The following is a 19,785-nucleotide window of genomic DNA, read 5'->3' as shown; positions in this document are numbered from 1 at the left end:
TCAACTCTCCTTCGCAAGGCGGGGATCGACAAGATCACGCAATGCGTCTCCGACAAGTTGCAGCGAAAGGACAGAAAAGACGATCGCAAGCCCCGGAAAAATCATAAGCCACGGTGCATTATTCATATATTCCCGGCCCGAAGCGAGCATAGTTCCCCAGGTCGGCATATCGGCTGAAACGCCCACGCCCAAAAATGACAGGCTGGCTTCGGCAAGCATAGCAGAGGCAAAAACAAATGTTGCCTGCACCAGAATAGGCGAGAGAAGATTGAGAAGAATATGGCGGGATAGAATTTGCCAAGTGGGCAATCCCAGTGACATCGCCGCTTCCACATAGGGCATTTCACGTATCACCAATGTTGATCCCCGGACAATGCGGGCAAGACGCGGAGCATAAGTAATGCCGAGCGCGATAATCACTGTGATAACGGATGGACCAAGTGCCGCTACCAGTGCAATCGCCAGCAGAATATCCGGAAACGACATCATTGCGTCCAGCAGCCGGGAAATCGGTGCATCAAGCCTGCGGAAATAGCCCGCCAAGACGCCAAGTATGACACCAAGAACCGTTGAAAGAATGACCACGCCCAAGCTTACAAGCAGTGAAATTCGCCCTGCATAAATTGCACGCGAAAATATATCGCGACCAAATTCATCGGTTCCAAACAGGTGCTTTAGCGAGGGTTCCTGCAATTTATTGACGATGGAAAGCTTATTGGGCGCGTAAGGGACAATCCACGGCGCGAGCAAAGCTGCGAGCACCACAGTGAGCAGGATTAGAGTGCCAAACAGGATTGCGCGATTGCCTAGAAACCGGCGCAGACTGCTTGCAAAAGGCATGGACATAGAAGCAAGCATCACTGGCGCACCCTCGGATCAACGAGAATATACAGCATATCCACCATGAAATTGATCAGAACATAGATAGCGGCGACAACAAGCAGGGTTCCCTGAATGACTGGATAATCCCGACGAAGAACGGCAGAAACAACGAGATTTCCGATGCCCGGCAGGCCAAAAACGGTTTCTGTTACCACTGCGCCGGCGACCAGCATTGCGATGGAAAGACCAATCACCGTAATGATCGGAACCAGTGCATTTTTGAATGCATGTTTGAGAATGACCCGGCTTTCGCTCGAGCCTTTGGCCCGCGCTGTACGAATATAATCATCACCGAGCACGTCAAGCATGGCAGCTCGTGTGAACCGGGTAATGAGAGCGGAGTTGACCACGCCAAGTGCCACAGCAGGCAGCACTAAGTGCCGTAATCGGACCCAAAAACTCGTATCGGGTCCACCATAACCCGATGCCGGGAACCAGCCGAACTTAACCGCAAATATTTGAATGAGCATAAGCCCCAGCCAGAAGCTCGGTACGCTGGCTGCAACCATGGTCAGAGTGACAACGGATTGGTCAAAAACGGTTCCGCGTTTTACGGCTGACAATATTCCAACAGGCAATGCGATCAGCACTGCTATCAGTATGGAAAAAAGCGTTAGGAAAAAGGTTGGCTCAGCCCGTGAGGCCAAAGCCTGTGTCACGGGCTGATTGAGGAATATAGATTGCCCCAGATCGCCTTTGAATATGCCCAGCACGAACTGCCCATATTGCACCAGCATTGGAGCGTCGAGCCCCATACGGCTGCGCAGTTCGGCAATATCTTGCGGGGTTGCGTCAGAACCCAACATAACAGCAGCCGGATCGCCCGGCGTTACACGGACAATGATAAACACGACCGTTACCACCAGTGCGAGAACGATCAACATTCCCATTAGGCGATTGATTATGGCACGGGCGATCCAGAGCATGTTTCAAGCCTCACTTTGCCGGGGTGACATTCCAGAAATGCGGCCAATAGGTTGGCGTATAGCCCTCTACACCGGCGGCAAGGCCGGAAAGAGCGTTGAAGTTACCAACCTTATAAAGCGGTGCGTCATCATAAATCACGACCTGTATATCAGCCCAGGCTTTCTGCTTGGCTTCTTCGGTCGTCGCATCCATATAGGCGGCAACTACTTTGTCTTTCTGGTCAGATACATACCAGCCCGGATAAGTGTCGGTAATCGTGTTGATGGTTGTGGGATCACCCGGAAAGTTTGAATGGGTGATGAAAATATCCCATTGGGCCGGGTCTGCGCGGCGGGTTGTTAAGGTTGCCCAGTCAACTACTTGCAGATCGACTTTGAAGCCCGCAGCTTCCAAATAGGCTTTTGCCACTTCGCCGATTTTGTAATGGAACTCATATTGACGGCTGGTCAGAAGCCGGATCGGAGCGCCATCATAGCCCGCATCTTTAAGCAGCTTTGCCGCTTCTTCCGGGTTGCCCTCTCCATATCTGACAACGCCTTCTTGCGTATTCCAGAATGAGCCTTCCGGGAAAATCGAACCATCAAGACTATAAAAACGATCATCAGAGAAGGCGGCTAGCATCATATCTGATGCATTAAGAGCTGCCTGTACTGCTTGTCGCAGTTCTTTACTCTGTAGCGGACCTTCTTTCATATTCATATTGAGCGAAGCCCAGCCGGAATTCTTGAAAATCACCGGCTTTGCCTTGTCGCTTGTCTCAATGCGATCATAAGCGCTGACGGGAAGTGAATCCGCAAAATCAAACTGTCCGGATATTAAACCTTCGACACGCGTATTGGCATCGGGCACGGGAATAAAGCGCAATTCTTTGGCAATCGCTTCGCGCTTGCCGGCAAAGTTGCTCGGCTCACCTTCGGGCGATTTATAGTCATCAAATCGTTCAAGCTGGGTATATTGGTCAGGCTTGCGCTCTTTGAGTTTATAGGGACCGGTGCCGATAAATTTGGTGAGTGTTTCTTCTACTGTCTCAGAAGGAATAATCACCGAAGCTTGCGATAAGGTCGCAAGCAGTGGCGCATAGCGCGACTTTAATTTGATGATAACCGCATGGTCGCCATCGCTTTCAATAGTTTCAACAATTTCGGCTACTTGCTTGCCTTTGGAGTTGATTTCCATCCAGCGCTTTAGTGAGGCGACGACGTCTTCTGAATCCAAATCGCTGCCATCATGGAATTTTACGCCCTCACGAAGAGGAATGCGATATTGCAGACCATCTTCAGAAATTTCCGGCATATCAGCCGCCAGAAGCGGTACAGAACGCCACTGTTCATCATAGGTGAAAAGGGTTTCAAAAATGTGCTGATCAATGGTCAGGACAATATCGGTTGGTGTCTGCATCACATCGAGTGTCGGCGGCTCACCTATGGTGGCGATGTTAAGGACACCTTCTGTATTGGCGCTTGCCAAAGCGCTGGAGCACAAAAGTGCGCTAGCAATGAGTAAAAGTTTCTTTCTCATCAGTTTCCCCTATTTGTAAGATTTATAGATCAAGCCTAATCCAGACCCAGCGGATCACTCACCCGCGGCCAGATTTCCAAACTGGCTTTGCGATAGTCTGTGACTGTTGGATCAGTCGGATAAGACGTTGGCGCAGCGATATAGACGATTTCCGATGTGATGGGTTGAAACCCAGCCTGAAAATGATTGGTAGATTTCACCAACAGATAATCTTTGCCCGCATAATTGATGTCGAGATTGGAGAAAATGTCCGGCTCATAGGTTTGTGAGCGGTTGGTAATCAGGATGATATCAATTTGCGTGCCAACAGGACGCACAACAGCTACGCGACCAAGATTAACCCGGCTTTTGCGAAAACTCTGCCAACCCGTCTCTGCAACCTTGCGCACGATCACCTGTAGATCAAGCGGCTCGCCACCGTGGCGAGAGGATTTACCGCCCGTGCGCAGTTCCAGTTCGGCCCCCTCACCTGCTGCATGGCAAAAGGATACTGCGATCGGATCCCAAATCGTCGCGACCGCAAAATTATCCATACCGCGCTCAAGCATCCGCCGTAAAATAGTGGTGGCATCACCGGCGACCCCGCCACCCGGATTGTCCCAAATATCCGAAATTACAACCGGCCGGCTTTTATCTTTGGCTCTGGTCTCAACAGCGTGATCAAGCCCCGCCTCAATATCAAATATGGGCATGATCGTCCGCTTGCGCATACGGTAAAGCTCATGCCCCAGCTCCTGTGCCAACTGGTCGCCACGCGCCTCATTATCATCGGTGATCACAAGAATTTTTGTGCCCATTTCTGGTGCATCACCAGCCATAAATCCATGGATCACAGAAATAGACAGAATATCGACTTTTCCATGCAGCTGTTTTATCCGATCAACAAAGGAGCGCATCGGCTCGCGATTGGTCGGGAAAATGCTGATCATGCGGCAATCGAAAGTGGAGATGACGGGTTTTATCTCGCCGCGCAATGCGCGCAAAGTGAGATCCACTACATGCTCACCACGCTCTTCAAAATCGGTATGCGGGAATTCCAGAAAACAGGCCAGAATATCAAGCTGCGCCACGCGTTTTGCGGTCAGATGGCTATGCGGATCAAATTCGGCAGCAATCAAAATATTTGGACCGACAATTTCTCTCACATGTGAGAGCAGGTCACCTTCGGGATCATCATAACCCTGCGCAATCATCGCGCCATGCAGACCGAGCACCACAGCGTTGACGGGCAACGCCGCTTTTAGCTCGGAGAGAATCGTATCACGCAGATGCTCATAGGTCTGGCGCTGGATAAGACCGGCAGGCTCCGCCCAACAGGACGTGCCTTCGATAACGGTGAAGCCCTCAGCCGCGCCGCGCCGACGCAAAATCGGGACGACCGAAGAACACAAAGTCGGTGTTTCGGGATGTTCACCAGGTCCCGCATAAAAACCGTTACGGAAAGAATCCATATCGGTAGGGACAGGAGAGAAAGTATTTGTTTCAGTCGCAAGAGAGGCAGTGAATATGCGCATTGTTTGATCCGAACAGATAGTTCGCGACACTCTGTCTGCAGAGAGTTCCGTTAAGCGGCTTTAAACCGGAGTAATAATGGCCACAGTGAATGTGATCGCTAGTTTCACCTGAAACAGCGTTATAAAAGCAGAATTGTCTTATTTCCTCCCTACACTCCCTTAGCTGTAAATTATTTTCTTCATAATGCCGTGAAGTGAAACACTGTCAACTAATTTTGTAGAAAAACACGCAGAGCTAAGCCTCTAATGAAAATTACTTGAAATTGATTTTCAGAAGAATGCGCCATCACGCATGCGGCTATTTTCCAATTTCTTATTTGGTTCAATCATTTCTGCTGTTACGGATCAGTTCCCACCAAAATGCTCACAAAAAACGATGAAAATCAGAACCTACAAGTCGGCCATAAATTTCATCCGGTGGCGCCTGCCTTCTGATCGCCTTTCTCCACATTGCCACTGTTGATGGCGAATCAGTTGTTATTTAATTTCTAAAATAGTGAATTGGGGGCCTATTTTGGCTCGCTAGGTTCTGATAAGAACAAATCAATGAAAAGAATTTTCATCAATCCAGTTTTCCGGGACACGGAGCGAAGATGGATATTATTCAAGCTTTAAACGACAAGGGTGAAAAACTATCGGCGCTTGAGAAAAAACTTGCGTCTTTCGTGTTGGAGAATGTCGACTTTGCTGTCAATTCTTCAATTGGAGAATTGGCCGCTCGCGCCGGCGTATCCCCGCCAACGGTCACGCGCTTTTGCCGTCGTGTTGGATGTCAAGGCTATAGCGATTTCAAAGTGCAATTGGCCAAAATTACCTATGTCGGCTTGCGTTATCTCATGCCGGAAACGCAGACGAGCACGGTCGAAGAAGTCGCGGAAGATATTATCACAAAAGCCCAAAATGCTTTGTTTCAAATTCACCGCCAACTTGATTTGGAGAAGCTCGAACAGGCTGCATATTTATTGCGCGGCGCAGAATTTATCCAGGCTTTCGGAGCCACTGGCAATTCATCCATGATTGCAAAAGAGCTTCATAACCGGCTTTTTCGCCTTGGCTGCCGCATCAACGCATCGACCGATCATAATATGAGCCTGATGTTGTCCGCCGCGGCCCAGCCGGGAACGGTGGTGATCGGATCCTCTATTTCTGGACGGGACCGGGATCTGGTTCATTGTATGGACCTTTTGCGCGCCCGCAATATCCCAACCATTGCGATTACTCAGAGTAACTCCCCCGTCGCTGAGGCCGCCGATATCGTTATCACGATAGACCTTGAGGAAGGGAACAATATTTTCCGCCCAACCTCGACCCGCTACGCTTATCTTGCAACGGTCGATATTTTGGCAAATATGGTCGCTTATGCCGATAAAGATCGCGCGATTCAGTATCTACGACATATCAAACATGAGCTGGTACGCTCGCGGGATGGCGATAACCGACAAGTGCTTGGGGATTGAAGTTAAAATCTTCCATTTCAAGCAATTGCTGCACGAAATGGCATTTTTGCTTTAAAGTGTTTTTCTCGCAAATTGAAAGCAGCTCAGTACGATTTGTTGGTCTCCGCCGACTGTTTATCAAATACTCATCTTTGCCAAAAAATATGCCGGGATTGATTTCACGCGCCCGGTTATAAACAAAGAAGATCTCTTTGACCGCCAGTTCTTATTGACCCGGGCAGTCTATTGCCTCAAAGATACTTGGATTAATCAGGCATTTTGTAACCGAAAAAAGTGTTAGGCTCGCTCTGTGAGCACAGCACAGAATAGGAACGGCCGTGTCGGTCATAAATTCAATAGTAGACTTTCTAAACGCCATCATTTGGAATTATGTTCTTATCTACGGCCTTATTGCTGTGGGAATTTATTTCACTTCACGTCTTGGATTTATTCAGTTCAGACATTTTCCGGAATTTGTACGGTCAATTGTCCGCGCACCGGTTAAAGATAGTAGCGGTATCACGCCGCTTCAGGCGCTTTGTACCAGTCTCGCTTCCAGAGTAGGCACTGGTAATCTTGTGGGCGTTGCGGTGGCATTATTTTTGGGCGGTCCGGGCGCTTTATTCTGGATGTGGGTTGTTGCTGCTCTGGGCATGGCAACGGCTTATGCAGAAAGCTCTCTTGCCCAACTTTATAAAGTCCGCGATCAAAACGGCCAATATCGGGGTGGACCGGCTTTTTATATCGCACGAGGTCTCAACGCGCCTTGGGCAGCGGCGTTTTTCTCTATCTGTCTGATCATTGCCTTTGGCTTGGTCTTTAATGCCGTGCAAGCAAATTCGATTGCGGATGCTGTTCAGGGGGCTTTCGGCATCGATAAAGTCTGGGTCGGATTAGCGATCGCAATTCTTAGCGGCATAGTTATCTTCGGCGGTATCCGGCAGATTGCTCAGGTCTCCGAATATATAGTTCCGTTCATGGCAGTCCTCTATATTGGTATGGCTGTTTATGTGATGATTGCCAATATCACGGAAGTGCCAACCGTTCTTGCGCTAATCGTAAAAAGTGCGTTTGGTTTTGAACAAGCAGCCGGCGGCATAGCTGGCGCTATGCTCAACGGTGTCAAGCGCGGCCTGTTCTCCAATGAGGCTGGCATGGGTTCAGCGCCCAATATTGCAGCTGTTGCTACCCCTACTCCACATCATCCTTCCAGCCAGGGCTTTGTTCAAGCATTGGGAGTGTTTATCGATACAATCTTAGTTTGTACCGCCACCGGTATTATGATCCTTATGTCCGGGGTAATGACGCCCGGAGGAGAGTTGACCGGAACACCCCTCACTCAAGAAGCTCTGACGGTCCATATTGGCGAATTTGGCCGCTATTTCATCGCTATTGCGATCTTTTTCTTCGCATTTACTTCGATCATCGGCAATTATGCCTATTCAGAAAATGCGATGGTTTATCTGAAGATCGATAATAAGGGTACCATCACTATTTTGCGCTTAGCTGTATTGCTGATGGTGGTCTGGGGTGCCTATACCACGGTCGACGCCGTCTTTAACCTTGCAGATGCGGCCATGGGCCTGATGGCATCGGTTAACCTTATTGCTATCGTATTACTTTCAGGAACAGTGGCTAAACTGACCAAAGACTATTTCGAGCAGAAGAATAAGGGGGAACCCCGGTTTGACCCCGATCAATATCCAGAATTGAAAGGCAAAATTGAATATTCAATCTGGGCTAAAAAGGACCTAAAATAAGATCGATCCATATTTGGAAAAACAGCCGCAGAGATCATCTGCGGCGGTTATTTGGGGTTGATCACAAAGCGAGCTGAACCTTCATAGATCGGCTGCGATCGCCGGCGATTTCAAAGGCCTCGATTGCTTTTTCCAACGGGTAGACTGCGCTTAACAATGGTTGGACATTGACAGCCCCACGATTAAGCATATCGACCGCTAATGAGAATTCTTCATGGAAACGGAATGAGCCGCGAAGTTCTATTTCTTTGGCAACAACCATATTTTGCGGAATAGACACATCACCGCCAAGCCCCACCTGCACTATAATGCCGCGTGGCTTGATCACTTCAAGACCTGATCGCAGCGCCTGTTCATTGCCGGATGCTTCAAATATCACATCAAAATAGCCTTTATTGGCCGCATAGGCAGAAAGTTGCTCCGGATTTTCAGACACATTAATTGTCCGATCAGCACCCACTTCCTTCGCTTTTAGCAGAACCGGGTCCATCACATCGGTGGCAATAATTTCTCTGGCACCATAGGCGCGGGCGGCAATAACAGTAAGCGCGCCGATAGGTCCGCAACCTGTCACCAAAACGCGTTTATTTAGAAGCGAACCGGCTTGAGCAATCGCATGAAGCGTTACGGCTAAAGGCTCGGCGAAAGCGGCTTCGTGAACTGAAATATGCTGTGCTACTTTATGACATTGCCAGCTTTCAGCCACTAGTTTTTGACGAAATGCGCCCTGAATATGCGGCATCGGCATTGCGCTACCGTAAAAACGCATATTCAGACAATGATTTTGCATTCCTCTCAAACAATATTCGCACGCGCTGCAAGGCCGGCTGGGTGATACTGCAACCCGATCACCTATCGAAAACTCGCTGACCGATGCGCCAAGCGCAGTAATCGTTCCTGCAACTTCATGACCAAGGATCATAGGTTCACGTATGCGAATCGTGCCAATCCCGCCATGGTGATAATAATGGAGATCGGAGCCACAAATTCCACCGGCCTGAATGGCAATTTCCACTTGGCCTAGGCCTACGCTTTCTGCGACCCGCTCTTCTATCCGAAGATCTTTCGCAGCGTGAATGACAACCGTTTTCATGCGCTCCTCCTTATAGGCTTGCCTATGTTTCCGATAACAACTAGGGCATAAGCAAGCATCACTGACGCTTTATACAATTAGCAGCTAGGATTGGGAGGAATTTATGGGATTTCCGCTTTTTGATCTGACCGGCAAACTGGCCTTGATTACCGGCTCCAGCCAGGGGATTGGATTTGCGCTTGCTCAAGGGCTTGCCGAGCACGGCGCAGCGGTCGTCATTAATGGGCGAGACCCCGGCAAAGTCGATGCAGCTGTGAAAGCGCTCATTGACAAAGGTCACAAAGCGTATGCTTCGAATTTTGATGTCACAGATGCGGATGTAGTTGAAGCGAGTATAGATGCAATTGAGCGCGATTTTGGCCCCATTGAAATCCTCATCAACAATGCTGGCATGCAGTTTCGCGCACCGCTTGAAGATTTTCCGCAAGATAAATGGCAGCTTCTGCTTGAGACAAATATTTCAAGTATATTTTATGTAAGTCAGCCGGTTGCTCGCCATATGATTGCACGCAAACGTGGCAAGATAATCAATATTGCTTCGGTACAAAGTGAATTGGCGCGGCCTTCGATTGCCCCCTATACCGCTACCAAAGGTGCTGTGCGCAATCTGACGCGTGGTATGGCAACGGACTGGGCTAAATATGGGCTTCAGGTCAACGCTATCGCACCAGGCTATTTTGCGACACCGCTCAATCAAGCGCTGATTGATGATCCGGAATTTACAAAATGGTTAGAAAAGCGCACGCCTGCTGGCCGATGGGGCAATGTCGAAGAACTGGTCGGCGCAGCAGTTTACCTAAGCGGCGATGCCTCTTCCTTTGTGAACGGTCAGGTTCTGCATGTGGATGGTGGCATGACCGCGAGTGTTTAGCTCTTTGACTAAAATTGATCTGGAAATCTGACTACCTGAAGAACCGGAGCGGCTGGCTGATATTATCTTATGTTATTGGCGCTTTCGGTATTTAAGATAGGCAACAAGACCAGAAAGATAGTGCTCCACATCGTCTATCCGAATTCGAAAAGCGTGGTGACGAATGAAAAAGCTGCCTCGGATGCGTTGAGGATTAGCATAGAACATTGCCAGCTCTGGCCAGAAGTGCCCATTAAGCAAATAATGGGCACGCTTTTCTAATGCCGAATAAAATTTTTCGAGATCGACTGCAGCCAGCAAAGCAGCAAAAGTTTCGTCATTTTGCAGCCGCTGAACCATTTGCTCCGCCGCCATCATCAATTCGAGCAATGTTGGAAATGTGGTGATGCGATTGGCCACAAAATCGAGATAATCGGCAAAGTTCTTTATGCCGAATTCGAAATATTCCTGCCTTGGGTGATAGCGGGTCAGTTCATTGGTTGCATAGGCGAGCCAATGATCATGCGCTTGCCAGTGATCAGCCGCAATAAAATAAGAATATCCTCGCTCGACCGCCTCAAGCCACCGCCTATCTCGGGTTAAGCCATAAAGCCGCATCAATCCGAAGGCAGCTTCTCCATCATAGTAAATAATGCGGAATTCTTCTTTAACGGTAAGGTCAGGGAAATTAAGCACATGCACGAATTTGCCGGTTTCGCGATCCTGCATATAGAGAATGGCTAATGCGAGTTTTTCTAATAAGCCCAGATACTTATCAGATCCAGTCACCTCACTATATTTAACGAGCGCAAGTAGACAAACTGCGTTGCCGCCAAGTTTTACTTCGTTATTGGCATCAACTAGGACAGCTATTTCCTGTCCATTATGCTTTACCGTCTGAATGAGTGAAGTTGTGAGATAATCAAGCCCGCGGTCAATCGCAGATTTGAGTTGCATATTTTGCGTAATTTCCCAAGCCTCAATCATTGAATAGAGCGTACTTGCATGCCGCAAACTATTATAGGCTTTGATCTCTCGATCGAAACAAGGATGCCATCCATAGATAAACCGGCCATTTTCTTTCACTTGTGATGCAAGAAACTGGCTGCCATCCTCAATCAAGGTCTCAATTTGATCGGGCTGAAGATGTGTGACCTCACGACGACCCGCATTGCGCCCTACGCCATTGATAAGATAGGTCTTTTCACTATCTAACGTTCCAAAAACAGCGCGTGTTGAAAACTGAATAAGTGGGGCATCATCGTCAAAGGAAATTTGTTCAATTCCGTGCCGCAGCTTTGCATAACGAAGAAAATTGGCCTCGTTTACAATTGCATGACTGATCTTCGGCCCACCATAAAGCATAGCATTGGCATTTAATTCTGTTTCCAAAAATGCCGTGCGAAAGTGACGATCAAGCGCCAAAGAATGACGAAAATAGTTACGTTTTGTTGATTTTAGCCGCGATTTTAACGTTTTCCAGTCGATTTTTTCAGCATTTTCGACCCAATCGACGCGAATCCACGCTGGTTTAACCCCAGTTTTCACCGTTTTTTGACGCAATTTTTCAACACCAGCTCTCCACGCATCTCGTAGATTCGCCGCAGAAACCGTAAAAACGGTTGCACGCTGTTTTGTGTCGGTGAACGAAAAAAACAAGGTGCATGACGGTGCAGATCCTGTGGCTGGCTGATATTCGGCAGCAATTTTTTCCTGAAGGCGGCTAAGCAAATTTTGTAACTTATCTATATTTGAATCGAGAGGCATTTATCTTTCCCGCAACGCTTCGCGAGCGCGATTAAACGGCTTCACCAGATATTCAAACACGGTTTTGCTTCCAGTATGAATGTCCACGGTCGCGATCATTCCAGGCGCTATAGGAAAGCGTTGGCCATTTTTATTAAAAAGCGCGTCGTTTTCTGTTTTGATATAAACCCGGTAGTAGAACTCTTCCGGCCTGACTTCATCTTGAATTGTATCCGGCGAAATACTCACCACCTTGCCTTCAAGATCGCCATAAATAGCATAGTCATAAGCGGTAATTTTTACGCTGGCGGGCTGATCGGGATGAATATAAGCGATATCTCGGGGCGAAATACGCGCCTCGATAAGCAATTGCTCATCAAGCGGAACAATCGCCATTAATTTCCCATTGGGCGGTACGACCCCACCAATCGTAGATACTTCAATGTCTTTGACGATACCACGCACGGGAGACCGGAGGGTTAGGCGCGAAAGTGAATCTGAACGCCCGCGAATAACTGAGCTTAGCGCTTCTACTTCAGCATTGGCCTTTGCCAATTCCTCTCGCGCCGTCACAATATATTGCGATTGAATTTCCGTTTCTTTGAGTTGAAGCTCAACTAATTGTCGTTTGAGACGGATGACTTCCACACTGCTGGCCGCACCCATTTTGGTCAGAGATTCATTGATTTTTAGTTCCGCTTCGACCAGCTGCTTGGATTCACTGATCCAGCCAAGAGATTCACGCAAGCTGCGCGCACGCGCCTCATATAGTTTGGTTTCAGAGGCTATCAGCGATGGGTAGTTCTCAAGTTCTGCCGGAAACTCAAGCTCCGTACCACCCACTTCAGAGGTCAATCGAGACGCGCTGGCCAGTGCTGCACGATATTTCGCAGCGCTTTCCTGCACATTGGATTCAGTCACGGTCGGGTCTAATTGCGCGAGAATTTGCCCCGGCATGACGACGTCATCCTGCCTTACATGTAGTTTTGCCAAAACTCCGCCTTCGAGTGAAGCGATAACCTGTTCCTGAGACGTCGGCACCACTTTTCCGGTACCGGTAGAGACTTCGTCGAGTAGCGCAAGATAGGACCAGCCCAAAAGAACCGCGAAAAAGAGAAGTACCAGACGCACAAAGCGTTTATTACGCTTCAGGCGATCACCCTCTTCGTTTTCCCGGCCCAAGGCCCCAAACTCGTCGCCAAAGGCGGCCATTGCGTTTTCCGTCTCCTAGATCTTAGGGCTTTTGAACTTTGCTCATGCCGAGCAAGGTCTGCAAGCCGCGTTCTTTGGTGTCATTGAGTGCTATCTGGCCGTTTTCTACGGCAATGAGCCGATCAACCAGTTCGAGAACCCGCATACGGTGCGTAGCAATCACCACGGTCCGCCCCTTGCTCCATTCCGCAAATTGCTGAATGAAATGTCTTTCGGTCGCCTCATCCATGGAAGAGGTCGGCTCGTCCAGCAGCACAATGGATGGATCACGAATTAATATGCGAGCCAGTAAAATTGCTTGTTTCTGGCCGCCGGAAAGACCCGATCCGCCTTCCTGAACCAAAAAATCAAGTCCGTCAGGCAGTTTGCGGATGAAATTGTCTGCCCCCACCATTTTGAGCACATACTGGATATCTTCATCAGACGCGTTTGGTGCGCCCATTGTGATATTGTCCCGCAGGCTTCCGAAGAAAAGCCGGGAATTTTGAGTGAGAAGCCCAACATCTCTGCGCACATCCGCCGGGTCAATCTGCGGTAAAGAGAGATCATCAAGCAGCACCTCGCCCTCCGCCGCTTCAAGCAAGCCCGATAAAGCAAGCAAAAGAGTGGATTTCCCCGCTCCGTTTCTGCCCAGTACCGCTATGCGTTCACCCGGTTTAATTTTGAGTTCTTTAACCAACAGCACCGGTGGCGAGTTCTGATCACCATAGCGAAACAAAGCATTAGAAAACCGAAAACCCCCGCGAATATGAGGGCAGTGAATTTTGCTCTCATTGTCGGGATGATCAACCGGCAGCTGCATAAGCTGATCAAGCCCTTTTTTAGCAATTCGCGCATGCTGAAATCGTCCTGCTATCTGCGAAATTTGCCCCATAGGTGCAAGCATACGCGAACCAAGAATAGATGCGCCGACCAATGCGCCGGTTGTAATATCACCATTAATTACCATCGGCGCACCGACAAAAACGGTTAAAGCATAAACGCCGGTTTGGACATTTTGGGTCCAAACGCTCAAACCATTGGTAATGGAGCGCAATTTGATCTGCGCATCGCCGGTTACCGCGTTAAAATGGTTCCATTGTTGTTGAAATCGGTCTTCTGCCTGCAGAGTTTTTATATCTTCAAGGCCCTGAACCGTCTCAACCAGCATGGCATTGCGTAAAGAGGCTTCTCGCATGGCCTCATTGGCATGTTTACGCAAACGTCGTTGCAGCAAAATTCCGGGAAGCAATAGCGCAACCAAAGCGCCTAGCGGAATGAAAACCAGAGGACCAGCCAACCACCAGAACAATATCAGAAACAGAAAAAAGAAAGGAAGATCGGCAATCGCGGTTACTGTCGTGGATGTCAAAAGCTCCCGCACTTGGTCAATATCACGCAACTGCGCGATATAGGAGCCAGTCGAAGTTGGCCGCGCACAATTGCGCACGCGCAAAGCGTGGCCAAAAATAACATCGGACATTTCCAGATCGGCTTTTTTGCCCAACACATCCGCAATGCTCATACGTGCCCGGCGCATCAGGAAATCAAAACAAATTGCCAAGACCACGCCGCTAAACAACACATAAAGCGTATTAAATGATTGAGCAGGAATTACTCGATCATAGACCTGCATAGAAAAAAGAATACCCGCAAGCCCAAGCGTGTTAGCAATTAAAGAGGCTATCATCACATGGCCGTAGGAACCCAGATCACGAAATAGAATTCGCCGCAGCCAGTTTTCTTCATAAGGCTTGATATAGGCATCGACGCGAGCATCGGGTATTGTTTTTGCAGGTCGCGCCAGAATTACCTGTTCTGTTTGTTGAAGAAGTTCATCTAGTGCGAATATTTGTTCGAGCCCTTCCTCACCGATCAGTGAAGTAGCGGCTTCACGCTGAGCCGAGATTTTATGAACAATCGCCAGCTGTCCACCGGTAAGCTGGAGAATAAAAGGCACATGCCAAGCAGAAAGTGCAATGCGCTGCGGCGCAATAAGCCGTAGGCTCAATCCCATCTGCCGCGCGATTTTTTCAAGTTTGGCTTTATCGGATTTGTTATGATCCGCGCTTGCAGCAAGCTTCGCCCGTTGGATCGAAACAGGAAGCTTATAATGTAGCGCAACAAGCTGCAGCGCTTCGGCCCATTGTTCATTTTGAATCTGCTTTGCGGCGGGCGGCTCAGTTTCAAAAGATGCGTCGAAATTGACGTTGGTTATAATGTCATCGCCTTTCATTGGGTGATCACACCTCCCGCCAAGGCAAAAGCATTAACCCCAAATTGCTGACGTATCTTACCGGAATTATAGAGGCAATTGATGTTCAGCCGTCGAATATCATGAGTGGTGTTTGCAATTTGAAACCGCGCTTCATGCAGTTCTTGTTCAGCATTGAGCAAATCAAGAAGCGTGCGCGTTCCGAGCTGGACATATTGTTCGCGGTACAGATCCCGTGTTTTTATCATCATGCTAGCACGTGATTGAAGTGCATCAGCAAGGCGTCCGAGCGTGCCGACCTGACTTCGCGATTCCATTAAATTACGCTCTACATCATAACGGGCGGTGCGTATGGCCGCCTCAGCAGATCGCAATCCATGGGCCGCAGCGCGCTTTTGCGCCGCTGTTTGCCCGCCATTATAAAGACTGGATGACACATTGATGCCGACAGAATATTCGGGTTGGCGATCATTGCTTCTTGTGTCATCGCGCGAGGCGTTGAAATCATATCCGGTGGATGCTTCAAGCGAAACTGTTGGCAGCCCATCTGCGCGGCTCGCAGCGAGTTGGGCTTGGGCTTCTTCCTTTTCCGCTTCGGCCTGACGTATAGCAGGAACCTCGTCCCAATCCGGAGTTTGAACGCTGCAAGCCTGTCCAAGCCATGTTGGCGCATCAGAGCGCGGATCGGGCGAGCCTCCTCCGATAAGAGCTGCAAGAGCGACCTTCCAACGGCTCAATTCTGATTGATATTGTAATTGTGTTGCAAGAGCAGATTCCACACGTGCATCGGCCTGCACCTTGTCAGACATTGTGCTCGCGCCACGATCTGAGCGCTCATTGACAAGCGCGGCAATGCGTTTGACGCCCTCAACCTGATCTTGCGCAAACGCCAAAAGTTGACGGTATCGCTGTACTTCCACCACCGCATTGGCTGTATCACGTGCGAGATTATCAACCGCAAGCAGCAACTGTGCCTGACTGATATTTTTCCCCGCTCGTTCAATCTCAACTGAACTTGATACTTTACCGAAATCGTAAAGCATCTGCGATGCTGAAACATTAAGATTTGGGCGCCAGCCCTCACGATTGCGGCTTTGATAGCCAGAGTTTACGCCTGCATTGAGCTGAGGATAATAGCCCGCCTTTGCTGCACGAATACGCTCTTCCGATTGAAGTATTCGTCCCGTTGCATCTTCGACAGACGGATGCCATCCCACTGCGCGCAGGACCGCGGCTTCCATTGAAAGGGAGCCACGGTCCCGCGTCTTGGGAGCATTGCCTTTGTCGGCATTGCCCCCCTCAATGGCGCGTCCGGGGGTTGACGCGGCCATTGAGAGGGTTGGGGGAGCTTCGATTTTATTTGCCTGTTTGATCGAATTATCGGTCAAAGCGAGGTCATTTGCAGACATCTGGCACGCGGCCAAAAGGCATGAGCTCAGAAATAGGGGCACCAAACGTCGCAAGACCGAAATTTTCTGCATTCATCATCCGCAATAACCAGTATTAACCGGTAATTCTCATGAGAGCCTCCGCCGCTAATCAATCAGCGGCGGAGGAATTATTCAGCTCCAAACACATCGGTCGTATGGTCTGATAGACCAGTTAGATCACATGTGCCGGATTGAGATCATCCTCCTGAGCAAGTGGGTCTGGAGCCAGATGCCCCAACGGGTCAGCAGATGCGTTGACCGGATCAACTGGGAACGAGGATAGATCTGAATTGGCTTCGCTTGCATTATCGCTATTGCCAAAGGGCAGTGTGATTTCACCACTGTCTTCCTCAAGAAGAAGGGTGTTTTGCAAGCTAGCTGGCTCTTCGATATCACCCGGCTGAGCATCTTCATCGGTTGAAAGTTCAGCCATCGGAATAACGTCACTATCTTCGATGGAGAAGGATGCGATATCAGGGATTGCTGGCTCAACCACCTGCCCTTCGACAGTCGCATTTATCGTTACTGTCAGCGTTGCTTCCTCATAATTGCCGTCACCGCGGTCGATACGATAGGTGAACGTATCGGTGAACTGGCCACCGGGCGTTGCCCGATCATCCGGGGTGTAAGTATAGCTACCATCGGCTTCAACAATCAGCGTGCCGTAGCTACCATTGACCGTCTGAGATGTAGCAACTTCGACGAAGCCTTCTCCATTATTAATTTCGAAAACTTGCCCAGCTTGGACCAGATCATTCTCGAAGAGATCACCCGTTGCCGCATAGGAGTGAGGGGTCTCATATTGATCGAGATGAGTGACAGTCGTACTTATATCTAAGGAGAAATTGCCCGCAACGCCTATACCGGTTGTTACAGTCCTTATCCGGTACTCGCCCGGCTCAAGTCCCAACACCAAGATTTCACCCGGTCCGGAATCGCCAATCAGGGTTACTAGGCTTGATGAATCATACGTCGAATGTACGCTCCATGCTCCAGTAGAAGATGATCTAGTTTCAACATAGACGGTCACGCTACCGCCAAGCCCAAGCAGATTCCCCGCGTTCACGCCCAAGGTCATATCCTGAAGCGTGTTCTCTGCTACGAAGATTGAAGAGCTTGTGTTTTCTCGCGGCGTCACCGCCAGTAACCAGCTGTCAGTAATCGCACCAGGACTGTTAACGCCCGGTGTCACGAGATATTCATAGTCAATACCGGCTCTCGCGACATCATCAGTCAGAATAGCACCATCCACGGTGATCGTCAGATCAGCCGTAGCCGAACTCGAACCATCCGAGATAGTATAGGTGAACACATCCGTTTGCCCCACTGACTGAGCATCACCATTCGGTGTGTAAGTGTAGGAACCGTCAGAATTGATCACGAGAGTACCATAAAGACCTTCGATGGTCGCACTGCCATCGGTCAGCGTAACCGCATCTCCTCCTTGAAGCGCCACTTGGGTCACAGTCGTTCCCGGAATAATGCTATCTTCACCTGCCTCGCCGCTTTGCGAGGCGTCAGGATCAATCACATTTCCACTAATAGGTTCGCTTCCGGCCTCGAAGCTATGTTCGGTCACGGTAGCGGTGACTGACGTACTCTGCAAAAGCGTCAGCGTGTTACTTAACAGTGCGTCTGCGACAGCGCCGAGAACCAGATCCAACGAACTGGTCAATCCAAGATTGCTGAGCGCGGTACTAAGGACCTCTACCAATTGGCCCGCACCGAGCGCAGTAGTGGTATCGAGGACAAGCTCTAGGATCCCACGGACAGTGCCTCCAAGGACAGGCCCCAATGCGTCTTCGATAGCGTCTAGAATTAATTCTTGGTTTTCCGCACCGAGAACAACCCCGCCTTGGCCGAGTTCCTCCAAAGACACCCCATCGCCGTCAGCATCCAACAAACGACCAAGCGCGCTATCGCCTTTACGGACGACGATTGTGTAATCACCCGGAGCAAGCCCAGTGACATTGGCGACCAAAGTGTTGTTGTTGGTCAGCCCCAAGACGCCCAGTCCCAAAACATCGCCGAGTAATGGATCGCTGTCTTGAGTTGTGATCACACCGACAAGCTCGCCATTTTGGTCGTATATTTCGACGTTGAAAGCGTCAGCTACTGCGATCAGCGCTGTTTGGCTAACCTCAATAACAACATCGCCTGTTGCGCCTTCAGCGACAGAGAATTGTACTCCGGTTGAGGGCGCGCCTGTATCCAGCAAGCCCAACACTTGAAGGTTGTCGTTAGAGATAGTTTCTTGAGTTTGAGATACACGACCTCCCATGTCGACCGCGGCGCTATCATTAACTGCGGCGAGTGAAACGATAGATATTGCTCCAAGTTGGGAAGCCGGACCTACATTTTGCCCCGTGTCGGTCTGGCGAACCTGAATGTCGCCTTCACCATATTGGCCCGGTTCGAGCACAAAGCTTGTACCCTCTCCTTCCTGCCAGGTGACGCCACCATCGACCGAGTATTCCCAAGTCGCTCCCTCTTCGAGACCTGTAACTGAGACTGTTCCGTCGCTGGTGACACCGTCATCTTCGAGGCCGGTATCGTTTGCAAGCACGGCCTCTAATGCTTCTGGCGGAAGCGTATCGGGTAGACTTGCAGGGGTGGAAGCGGATTCATTACCTGCAGCGTCAGTCAGCGTGACCGTCACATCTTGGCCATTGCTAGGCGCCATCACGAATGTCGCAGTGCCATTTTCGGACAGTTCAGCCGTGCCGATAACGTTCTGGGCGGCATCATAGATGGTTGCGAGGGTATTGGCTTCGCCAGTGATCATGAGCGTCACGCCGTCGATGTCCACCTCGACCCTAGGAGCTTCAGGTGCTTCGGTATCAGCATCCGAATCTGCATCCGCGTCCGCATCAGCATCTGCGTCGGCATCCGCATCTGCATCCGCGTCGGCATCAGCATCGGCGTCCGCATCAGCATCTGCGTCGGCATCCGCATCCGCATCGGCGTCGGCATCCGCATCAGCATCCGCGTCGGCATCAGCATCGGCGTCGGCATCAGCATCTGCGTCGGCATCCGCATCTGCATCGGCATCCGCATCTGCATCCGCATCCGCATCGGCATCGGCGTCGGCATCCGCATCAGCATCCGCGTCGGCATCAGCATCGGCGTCCGCATCAGCATCTGCGTCGGCATCCGCATCCGCATCGGCGTCGGCATCCGCATCAGCATCCGCGTCGGCATCAGCATCGGCGTCGGCATCAGC

12 protein-coding genes and 1 pseudogene are annotated in these 19,785 nt (G+C 49.9%); 3 read left to right on the top strand and 10 right to left on the bottom strand.

What is annotated here, in order from left to right:
* Genes C7374_RS11370 through C7374_RS11355 form a run of 4 tightly spaced genes read right to left on the bottom strand, consistent with a single transcriptional unit; the run spans position 1 to position 4,841 of the window.
* The gene (locus C7374_RS11370) at positions 1 to 858 is read right to left on the bottom strand and encodes an ABC transporter permease (protein WP_111575752.1); all 858 of its coding nucleotides are present in this window, start codon (positions 856 to 858) and stop codon (positions 1 to 3) included.
* The gene (locus tag C7374_RS11365) at positions 858 to 1,799 is read right to left on the bottom strand and encodes an ABC transporter permease (RefSeq protein WP_111575816.1); all 942 of its coding nucleotides are present in this window, start codon (positions 1,797 to 1,799) and stop codon (positions 858 to 860) included. Before C7374_RS11365 ends, C7374_RS11370 begins: the two co-directional genes overlap by 1 nt.
* A gap of 19 nt (positions 1,800 to 1,818) precedes the next feature.
* Entirely contained in the window at positions 1,819 to 3,327 is a 1,509-nt protein-coding gene (locus tag C7374_RS11360; RefSeq protein WP_111575751.1) for an ABC transporter substrate-binding protein, read from the bottom strand.
* 35 nt (positions 3,328 to 3,362) lie between these two features.
* Positions 3,363 to 4,841: a M81 family metallopeptidase gene (locus C7374_RS11355; RefSeq protein ID WP_111575750.1), complete on the bottom strand. Its 1,479-nt coding sequence runs from the start codon at positions 4,839 to 4,841 to the stop codon at positions 3,363 to 3,365.
* 593 nt (positions 4,842 to 5,434) lie between these two features.
* On the opposite strand from C7374_RS11355, the gene C7374_RS11350 reads away from it, so the two are divergent.
* Both C7374_RS11350 and C7374_RS11345 read left to right on the top strand, forming a co-directional pair.
* A complete protein-coding gene (locus C7374_RS11350; RefSeq protein ID WP_111575749.1) occupies positions 5,435 to 6,298 on the top strand; it encodes a MurR/RpiR family transcriptional regulator in 864 nt (287 codons plus the stop codon).
* 326 nt (positions 6,299 to 6,624) lie between these two features.
* Positions 6,625 to 8,037 (top strand): alanine/glycine:cation symporter family protein, encoded by a 1,413-nt coding sequence (locus C7374_RS11345; protein WP_111575815.1) that lies wholly within the window; start codon positions 6,625 to 6,627, stop codon positions 8,035 to 8,037.
* Positions 8,038 to 8,098: 61 nt separating this feature from the next.
* On the opposite strand, the gene C7374_RS11340 is transcribed toward C7374_RS11345, so the two are convergent.
* Entirely contained in the window at positions 8,099 to 9,130 is a 1,032-nt protein-coding gene (locus tag C7374_RS11340) for an L-idonate 5-dehydrogenase (protein ID WP_111575748.1), read from the bottom strand.
* A 103-nt stretch (positions 9,131 to 9,233) separates the two neighbouring features.
* On the opposite strand from C7374_RS11340, the gene C7374_RS11335 reads away from it, so the two are divergent.
* On the top strand, positions 9,234 to 10,001 hold the full coding sequence (locus C7374_RS11335; protein WP_111575747.1) for an SDR family oxidoreductase: 768 nt from the start codon (positions 9,234 to 9,236) through the stop codon (positions 9,999 to 10,001).
* 72 nt (positions 10,002 to 10,073) lie between these two features.
* Here the strand turns inward: C7374_RS11335 and C7374_RS11330 are convergent, their stop codons facing one another.
* The 5 genes and pseudogenes from C7374_RS11330 to C7374_RS11310 all read right to left on the bottom strand — a co-directional run.
* Positions 10,074 to 11,747, bottom strand: a complete 1,674-nt coding sequence (locus tag C7374_RS11330) for a glycoside hydrolase family protein (RefSeq protein ID WP_111575746.1) — start codon at positions 11,745 to 11,747, stop codon at positions 10,074 to 10,076.
* A complete protein-coding gene (locus C7374_RS11325; RefSeq protein ID WP_111575745.1) occupies positions 11,748 to 12,938 on the bottom strand; it encodes a beta-barrel domain-containing protein in 1,191 nt (396 codons plus the stop codon).
* Positions 12,939 to 12,960: 22 nt separating this feature from the next.
* Positions 12,961 to 15,063, bottom strand: a pseudogene (locus C7374_RS11320) (type I secretion system permease/ATPase); the annotation flags it as partial.
* Positions 15,064 to 15,149: 86 nt separating this feature from the next.
* Positions 15,150 to 16,613 (bottom strand): TolC family outer membrane protein, encoded by a 1,464-nt coding sequence (locus C7374_RS11315; protein ID WP_111575743.1) that lies wholly within the window; start codon positions 16,611 to 16,613, stop codon positions 15,150 to 15,152.
* 121 nt (positions 16,614 to 16,734) lie between these two features.
* On the bottom strand, positions 16,735 to 19,785 hold a 3,051-nt coding region (locus C7374_RS11310), incomplete at its 5' end, for a BapA/Bap/LapF family large adhesin (protein WP_170130244.1).

The organism is Falsochrobactrum ovis, from assembly GCF_003259955.1.
Lineage (GTDB): Bacteria > Pseudomonadota > Alphaproteobacteria > Rhizobiales > Rhizobiaceae > Brucella > Brucella ovis_A.
This window is presented reverse-complemented; position numbering and strand designations above follow the sequence as displayed.

Excerpts from the sequence above, each read along its gene's own strand:
- C7374_RS11315 (WP_111575743.1), bottom strand. The coding sequence starts at position 16,613 with ATGCAGAAAATTTCGGTCTTGCGACGTTTGGTGCCCCTATTTCTGAGC.
- C7374_RS11340 (WP_111575748.1), bottom strand. The coding sequence starts at position 9,130 with ATGAAAACGGTTGTCATTCACGCTGCGAAAGATCTTCGGATAGAAGAG.
- C7374_RS11355 (WP_111575750.1), bottom strand. The coding sequence starts at position 4,841 with ATGCGCATATTCACTGCCTCTCTTGCGACTGAAACAAATACTTTCTCT.
- C7374_RS11370 (WP_111575752.1), bottom strand. The coding sequence starts at position 858 with ATGCTTGCTTCTATGTCCATGCCTTTTGCAAGCAGTCTGCGCCGGTTT.
- C7374_RS11330 (WP_111575746.1), bottom strand. The coding sequence starts at position 11,747 with ATGCCTCTCGATTCAAATATAGATAAGTTACAAAATTTGCTTAGCCGC.
- C7374_RS11325 (WP_111575745.1), bottom strand. The coding sequence starts at position 12,938 with ATGGCCGCCTTTGGCGACGAGTTTGGGGCCTTGGGCCGGGAAAACGAA.
- C7374_RS11335 (WP_111575747.1), top strand. The coding sequence starts at position 9,234 with ATGGGATTTCCGCTTTTTGATCTGACCGGCAAACTGGCCTTGATTACC.
- C7374_RS11350 (WP_111575749.1), top strand. The coding sequence starts at position 5,435 with ATGGATATTATTCAAGCTTTAAACGACAAGGGTGAAAAACTATCGGCG.
- C7374_RS11360 (WP_111575751.1), bottom strand. The coding sequence starts at position 3,327 with ATGAGAAAGAAACTTTTACTCATTGCTAGCGCACTTTTGTGCTCCAGC.